The organism is Piscinibacter sp. (genome assembly GCF_050175855.1).
Taxonomy (GTDB): Bacteria; Pseudomonadota; Gammaproteobacteria; order Burkholderiales; family Burkholderiaceae_C; genus Piscinibacter.
This window is the reverse complement of record NZ_JBFXIO010000328.1, coordinates 1-5,894: the sequence shown is the minus strand read 5'-3', so window position 1 is coordinate 5,894 and position 5,894 is coordinate 1. Positions and strand designations below refer to the sequence as shown.

8 protein-coding genes are annotated in these 5,894 nt (G+C 70.5%); 2 read left to right on the top strand and 6 right to left on the bottom strand.

Features of this window, described 5'->3' with window-relative positions:
* Both AB7U92_RS20410 and AB7U92_RS20405 read right to left on the bottom strand, forming a co-directional pair.
* A partial coding sequence (locus AB7U92_RS20410; RefSeq protein ID WP_428581274.1) for a retropepsin-like aspartic protease occupies nucleotides 1-522 on the bottom strand: 522 nt, incomplete at its 3' end.
* On the bottom strand, nucleotides 519-1,439 hold the full coding sequence (locus AB7U92_RS20405) for a toll/interleukin-1 receptor domain-containing protein (RefSeq protein WP_428581271.1): 921 nt from the start codon (nucleotides 1,437-1,439) through the stop codon (nucleotides 519-521). The genes AB7U92_RS20410 and AB7U92_RS20405, both read right to left, overlap by 4 nt.
* A 55-nt stretch (nucleotides 1,440-1,494) precedes the next feature.
* Here AB7U92_RS20405 and AB7U92_RS20400 point away from each other — a divergent pair, with 55 nt between their 5' ends.
* A complete protein-coding gene (locus tag AB7U92_RS20400) occupies nucleotides 1,495-2,235 on the top strand; it encodes a glucose 1-dehydrogenase (protein WP_428581268.1) in 741 nt (246 codons plus the stop codon).
* 16 nt (nucleotides 2,236-2,251) lie between these two features.
* On the opposite strand, the gene AB7U92_RS20395 is transcribed toward AB7U92_RS20400, so the two are convergent.
* The 4 genes from AB7U92_RS20395 to AB7U92_RS20380 form a co-directional block, all read right to left on the bottom strand.
* Complete coding sequence (locus AB7U92_RS20395; RefSeq protein ID WP_428581265.1) at nucleotides 2,252-2,995, bottom strand: amino acid ABC transporter ATP-binding protein; 744 nt, start codon at nucleotides 2,993-2,995, stop codon at nucleotides 2,252-2,254.
* Nucleotides 2,985-3,635 carry an amino acid ABC transporter permease gene (locus AB7U92_RS20390; protein WP_428581262.1) on the bottom strand — a complete coding sequence of 217 codons (651 nt, stop codon included), beginning with the start codon at nucleotides 3,633-3,635 and terminating at the stop codon, nucleotides 2,985-2,987. The genes AB7U92_RS20395 and AB7U92_RS20390 overlap by 11 nt, the downstream gene beginning before the upstream one ends.
* A 1-nt stretch (nucleotide 3,636) precedes the next feature.
* On the bottom strand, nucleotides 3,637-4,311 hold the full coding sequence (locus AB7U92_RS20385; RefSeq protein WP_428581259.1) for an amino acid ABC transporter permease: 675 nt from the start codon (nucleotides 4,309-4,311) through the stop codon (nucleotides 3,637-3,639).
* Nucleotides 4,312-4,404: 93 nt separating this feature from the next.
* Nucleotides 4,405-5,190, bottom strand: coding sequence for a transporter substrate-binding domain-containing protein (locus tag AB7U92_RS20380; RefSeq protein ID WP_428581257.1), 786 nt, complete (start codon nucleotides 5,188-5,190; stop codon nucleotides 4,405-4,407).
* A gap of 82 nt (nucleotides 5,191-5,272) precedes the next feature.
* On the opposite strand from AB7U92_RS20380, the gene AB7U92_RS20375 reads away from it, so the two are divergent.
* The coding region (locus AB7U92_RS20375; RefSeq protein WP_428581254.1) for a DsbA family oxidoreductase at nucleotides 5,273-5,894 on the top strand (622 nt) is incomplete at its 3' end.

The window sequence follows — 5,894 nt, the reverse complement described above, 5'->3', positions numbered from 1 at the left end:
GCGGGTGCGCGCGACCGGCGCCAGTGCTTCGGGGCCTGGTGCGGAATCGTCGCCGCCGAACTGGGCTGTCCAGTCACGCAGGTTCAGTTCAGCCCGCCGGCCGGCGAGCCAGGGCGCGCCCAGCACACCGTCGATGCCTTCGCCGGCGGGGCCCAGCAGGCGTGCCGGCTCGATCACCAGGGCGCGCTCTTCGCGCCGCTCGAAGCGGCCGACCACCAGCGGCGGCAGCGTGACCTCGCCGCCCTGCACCGCACCGAGCGGCGTCTCGGCGCGCATCGTGCCGGCCGGCTCCAGCCCGAGCTGCCGAGCCAGTGTCGGCGAGACGAGGTTGCGGCTCGCGCCGGTGTCGAGCAGCCAGCGACCGGCGCGGCCATCGAGCGTTGCCGTGAGTTCGATCCAGCCGCCCAGCTCGCCCAGTGCGATGCGCCGCAGTGGCACCGGGCCGGAGTCCGCGCGGGCCGAGCCGGTGCCGGCGAGCGCGACAGCCAGCGTCAGCGCGGCCAGGCTTGCCTGAGGCCTCATGGCTTGAGCGTCTGCACGAAGTCGGTGCTGCGCTCGACCAGTTCGTCGAGCACCGGCTCGAGCGCCTCGATGCGCTCCGCCCGCCGCGCATCGGCGGCGGCAAATGCGGCGGCGTCGCGGCTGAGCACGCCATCCCACTGGTTGAGCGACTCGATGATGTCGTTCAGGGCGAACGCCGCGCCCTGGTAGACCTCGTCGATGACGAAGTCGCGCAGACGTTTGTAGCCGCGCTGCGCGGCGGCACCGAAGCGCCAGCGCACTTCGGCGTCCATTCCGAGCAGGCGCGCGGCGAAGCCGTCGGTGAACTCGTTGTAGCGTGTCATCGACTGGACCAGCTGTGCAGCAACGGCATCCTCGGTCAGCTTGGCCAGCGGCCACTCCAGGATGGCCTTCAGTTCGAACAGGCGCTCGCGGTACTCCACCAGCTGGCCCTCGAGCCGCTCGACGAACAGCCGGTCGTGGTCGCCGCGCGGCTCGAAGCGGTCGAGCCAGTCGCTGGCCCAGTGGAACAGCGTCTGCGCGATGTCGGCACGCGCCGCGGCGTAATCGGCGTCGCTGCGCCCGGTGGCGCCGACGAACAGCCGCGTGCCGAGCCGGCGAAAGGTCTCGCTGGGCGACTCGGCCAGGCTGATGCCGGGCTCGAGCATTACCGGCAGGATGAACACCCGGTCCTTCTTCGCCTCGCGCTCCAGCGCCCAGGCGAGCTCCTTGTTCACGTAAGGCTTGGTCATCGCGACGCGGCTGACCAGCGTGAGGAAGACGTGGCTGTCCTCGATGGCCTCGATGATGGTCGGGTCGAGGTCCTGGCCGCCGAGCAGCTCGCGCACGTCGACCCAGGCCTTCACGAACGGCGGCAGCCGCGCCAGCTCCAGCGCGACCGGCTTGTCTTCCCAGGCGTGGCTGATGAACACCCGCATGGCAGCCACTCTAGGGGCCGCGCAGAATTCCCGCAATGCACAGGGAGGACCGGCAATGAGACTGCAAGGCAAGGCCGCGATCGTCACCGGCGGCGGCTCGGGCTTCGGCGAAGGCATCGTGCGCAAGTTCGTCGCCGAAGGCGCGCGGGTGATCGTGGCCGACCGCCACGCAGCGGCCGCCCGGCGCGTGGCCGATGCCACCGGCGCGGTGGCGCTGCCCGTCGACGTCGCCCGCGCCGACGACGCGAGGCGCATGGTCGACGCTGCCTTCGAGCACTTCGGCGGCCTCGACATCCTCGTCAACAACGCCGGCGTCGGCCATTTGCCGCAGCCCCTGGAGGGCCTGGCGGAGGACGAGTTCGACCGCATCGTGGCGGTCAACATGAAGGCGATCTACCTGGCCGCGCGAGAGGCCGTGCCGCGCATGAAGGCGGCCGGCCGCGGCGTGATCCTGAACATGGCCAGCACCGCCGGCGTGAGCCCGCGGCCGCGGCTGACCTGGTACAACGCCAGCAAGGGCTGGGTGATCACCGCCACGCGCTCGATGGCGGTGGAGCTGGCGCCCTTCGGCATCCGCGTCGTGGCGCTCAACCCGGTGGCCGGCGAGACGCCGCTGCTGGCCACCTTCATGGGCGGCGACACGCCCGAGACGCGCGCGAAGTTTCTCGCCACCATCCCGCTCGGCCGCTTCTCCACGCCGGAGGACCTGGGCAACGCCGCCTGCTTCCTGTGCAGCGACGAAGCCTCGATGATCACCGGTGTGGCGATGGAAGTCGACGGCGGGCGCTGCGTGTAGCGATCGCCGTGGCGCGTCAGTGCAGCGCCGACAGGAACTGGCGCAGTTCCGCGCTCTGCGGGGCCCCGAACAACTGCTCGGGCGGGCCCATCTCGTGGATGCGGCCGGCATGCATGAAGACCACGCGGTCGCTGACCTTGCGCGCGAAGTTCATCTCGTGCGTCACCATCAGCAGCGTCATGCCCTCGTCGGCGAGCGACTCCACCACGCGCAGCACTTCGCCCACCAGCTCGGGGTCGAGCGCCGAGGTGATCTCGTCGCACAGCAGCACCGAGGGCGCCATCGCCAGCGCGCGGGCGATCGCCACGCGCTGCTGCTGGCCGCCGGAGAGCTGGTCGGGCCAGGCGTCGAACTTCTCGGCCAGGCCCACGCGCGCGAGCAGCGTGCGGGCGCGCTGCTCGGCCTGCGCGGCCGTCTCGCTCTTGACGAGGGTCGGCGCGAGCATCACGTTGCGGCCCACGCTCAGGTGCGGGAACAGGTTGAAGCTCTGGAAGATCATGCCCACGTGCTGGCGCAGCGCGCGCATCGCCTTCGCATCACCGTGCCGCAGCGGCTGGCCGTCGACTTCGAGCGCGCCGTCCTGGAACTCCTCCAGCCCGTTGACGCAGCGCAGCAGCGTGCTCTTGCCCGAGCCGCTCTTGCCGATGATGGCGACCACCTCGCCGCGCCGCACCTCGAGGTCGATACCCTTGAGCACCTCGTTGTCGCCGAAGCGCTTGCGCAGCGCCGACACCTTCACGATGGATTGTTCAGTGCCCACGACGCAGTTTCCTTTCGAGGCGCCGGCTCCAGGCCGAGATCGGCCAGCACAGCGCGAAGTACATCAACGCCACGCAGGCGTACACGGTGAACGGCTGGAAGGTGGCGTTGGTGATCATCGTGCCGGCCTTGGTCAGCTCGATGAAGCCGATCACCGAGGCCAGCGCCGTGCCCTTGATCACCTGCACCAGGAAGCCCACCGTCGGCGGCAGCGCGATGCGCAGCGCCTGCGGGCCGATCACGTGGCGCATGGTCTCGCCGAAGCTCATCGCCAGGCTGGCCGCGGCCTCCCACTGGCCGCGCGGCACGGCGTTGACGCAGCCGCGCCAGATCTCGGCGAGGAAGGCGCTGGTGTACAGCGTGAGCGCCAGCGCCGCCGCCACCCAGGCCGGCACGTTCAGGCCGAACAGCGCCAGGCCGAAGTAGGCGAGAAAGAGCTGCATCAGCAGCGGCGTGCCCTGGAACAGCTGCACGTAGGCGGCCACGCCGGTCTCGGCGCCGCGCCACTTCGCCAGCCGGGCCAGCAGCAGCGCGAGCGCCACCAGACCGCCGCCGGCGAAGGCCACCAGCGACAGCAGCACCGTCCAGCGCGCGGCCAGCAGCAGGTTGCGGAAGATGTCCCAGAGGCTGAAGTCGACCATCTCAGCGGCCCTGCGGCACGCGGCCGAAGATCCACCTCGGCCCGATCCAGTGCAGCGCCTGGCGCAGCAGGATCGACAGCGCGAGGTAGATCAGCGTGGCGACGATGAAGGCCTCGAAGGCGCGGAAATTGCGGCTCTGGATCAGGTTGGCCGCGTAGCTCAGTTCCTGCGCGGCGATCTGCCCGCACACCGCCGAGCCGAGCATCACGATCACGATCTGGCTGGTCATCGCCGGCCAGACGCGGGCCAGCGACGGCGGCAGCACCACGCGCGAGAACACCTGCCACTCGGTCATCGCCAGGCTGCGCGCGGCCTCCAGCTGACCCTTCGGCGTGCCTTCGATGCCGGCGCGGGCGATCTCGGCGGCATAGGCGCCGAGGTTGACCACCATGGCGATCACCGAGGCCATCTCGGGCGTGAGCTTCACGCCCAGGCTGGGCAGCCCGAAGAAGATGAAGAACAGCTGCACGATGAAGGGCGTGTTGCGGATCAGCTCCACGTACACGCCGACCAGCGTGCGCAGCCAGCCCGGTCCCCAGGCGCGCGCCCAGCCGCAGGCCACGCCCAGACCGACACCGAGCACCGCCGAGACGACGGTCAGTCCCAGCGTGAAGGCGGCACCTCGCAGCAGCGCGGGCCACTCGACCAGCACCGCACCGAAGTCAAGCGTGACCATGCCGTGTGCCTGCGCCGGGCAAGTCCGGCGTAGGGCCGCCCCAAGCCGGACGGCGCCCCTCGGGGGCAGGAGCGAAGCGACTGGGGGGCACGCTCAGTTGGGAAGCTCGCCGGCCGGGCGGCCGAGCCACTTCTTCGCCAGGGTGTCGAGCTCGCCCGAGGCCTTGGCCGCGGCGATGATCTCGTTGACCTTCGTGCGCAGCTTGTCCTCGCCCTTGGCTACGCCGATGAAGTTGGGCGAATCCTTCAGCACGAACTTGAACTCGGTGCCGAGCTGCGGGTTGCGCGCCATCATGTTGCCCGCCACCGAGGCGCCGGTGGCGATCGCCTGCACCTGCCCGGAGACGAAGGCCGAGACGGTGGCGTTATTGTCCTCGAAGCGCTTCACGTCGGCGCCGGGCGGGGCGAGCTTGCTGAGTTCCATGTCCTCGATCGCGCCGCGCGTGACGCCCACCGTCTTGCCGGCCAGGTCGGCCGGGCCCTTGATCGCCATTGACTTCGCGGCGAAGACCGCCTGAAAGAAGGGCGAGTAGGCGGCGGTGAAGTCGATCACCTTCTCGCGCTCCGGGTTCTTGCCCAGCGTGGAGATCACCAGGTCGGCCTTCTTCGTCTGCAGGTAGGGGATGCGGTTGGCGCTGGTCACCGGCACCAGCTCGGCCTTGACGCCCAGCTTCGCGGCGATCAGGTTGGCCATGTCGATGTCCAGCCCCTGCGGCTTCAGGTCGGTGCCGACGAAGCCGTAGGGCGGGAAGTCGGTCGGGATGGCGATGGTGATCTGCTTCTTGGCGAGGATGTCGTCGAGCGCGGTCTGCGCCCGGGCCAGCGCGCTGGACAGGGCCAGCGCGGCGCCGAGGCCGGCGATCAGGAGGCGGCGTTGCATGGAAGTCTCCAACTTGGTGCGTGGGACGGGCCTTCTGCAAGGGGCGTGCCCATGGGCGCCGGCGGCCCGATAGACTGGCGCCATGAATGCTCCCGCTGCCCGACCCCTGAAGATCGACTTCGTCTCCGACGTCGTCTGCCCCTGGTGCGCCATCGGCCTGTCGTCGCTGGAGATCGCGCTGGGCAAGCTCGAGGGCGAGGTTGCGGCCGAGATCCGCTTCCAGCCCTTCGAACTGCACCCGGACATGGGCCCGGAGGGCGCCGAGGTGGTGCCCTACCTGTCGAAGAAATACGGCATGACCGCCGAGCAGGTCGAGCGCAACCAGCAGGCCATCTCCGAGCGTGGCGCGGCGGTGGGCTTCGAGTTCCGCATGGAGCGGCGCAGCCGCACCTGGAACACCTTCGACGCGCACCGCCTGCTGCACTGGGCCGGCGAGGTGGGCGCGGCGCCGCAGCGCGCGCTCAAGCATGCGCTGCTGTCGGCTTACTTCACCGAGGGCGAGAACCCCGGCGCGCGCGAGGTGCTGCTGCGCTGCGCCGAGCGCGCAGGGCTCGATGCCCGGCGCGCCGCCGAGGTGGTCGACAGCGACGAATTCGGCGAGGCGGTGCGCGAGCAGGAGCGGCTGTTCACGCAGGCGGGCATCTCGTCGGTGCCGTCGGTGATCGTCAACGACCGCTACCTGATCCAGGGCGGGCAGCCGCCGG

Bases quoted from the DNA above. Each gene is read 5' to 3' on its own strand.
- AB7U92_RS20405 (WP_428581271.1), bottom strand. From the start codon at position 1,439: ATGCGGGTGTTCATCAGCCACGCCTGGGAAGACAAGCCGGTCGCGCTG.
- AB7U92_RS20400 (WP_428581268.1), top strand. From the start codon at position 1,495: ATGAGACTGCAAGGCAAGGCCGCGATCGTCACCGGCGGCGGCTCGGGC.
- AB7U92_RS20390 (WP_428581262.1), bottom strand. From the start codon at position 3,635: ATGGTCGACTTCAGCCTCTGGGACATCTTCCGCAACCTGCTGCTGGCC.
- AB7U92_RS20385 (WP_428581259.1), bottom strand. From the start codon at position 4,311: ATGGTCACGCTTGACTTCGGTGCGGTGCTGGTCGAGTGGCCCGCGCTG.
- AB7U92_RS20380 (WP_428581257.1), bottom strand. From the start codon at position 5,190: ATGCAACGCCGCCTCCTGATCGCCGGCCTCGGCGCCGCGCTGGCCCTG.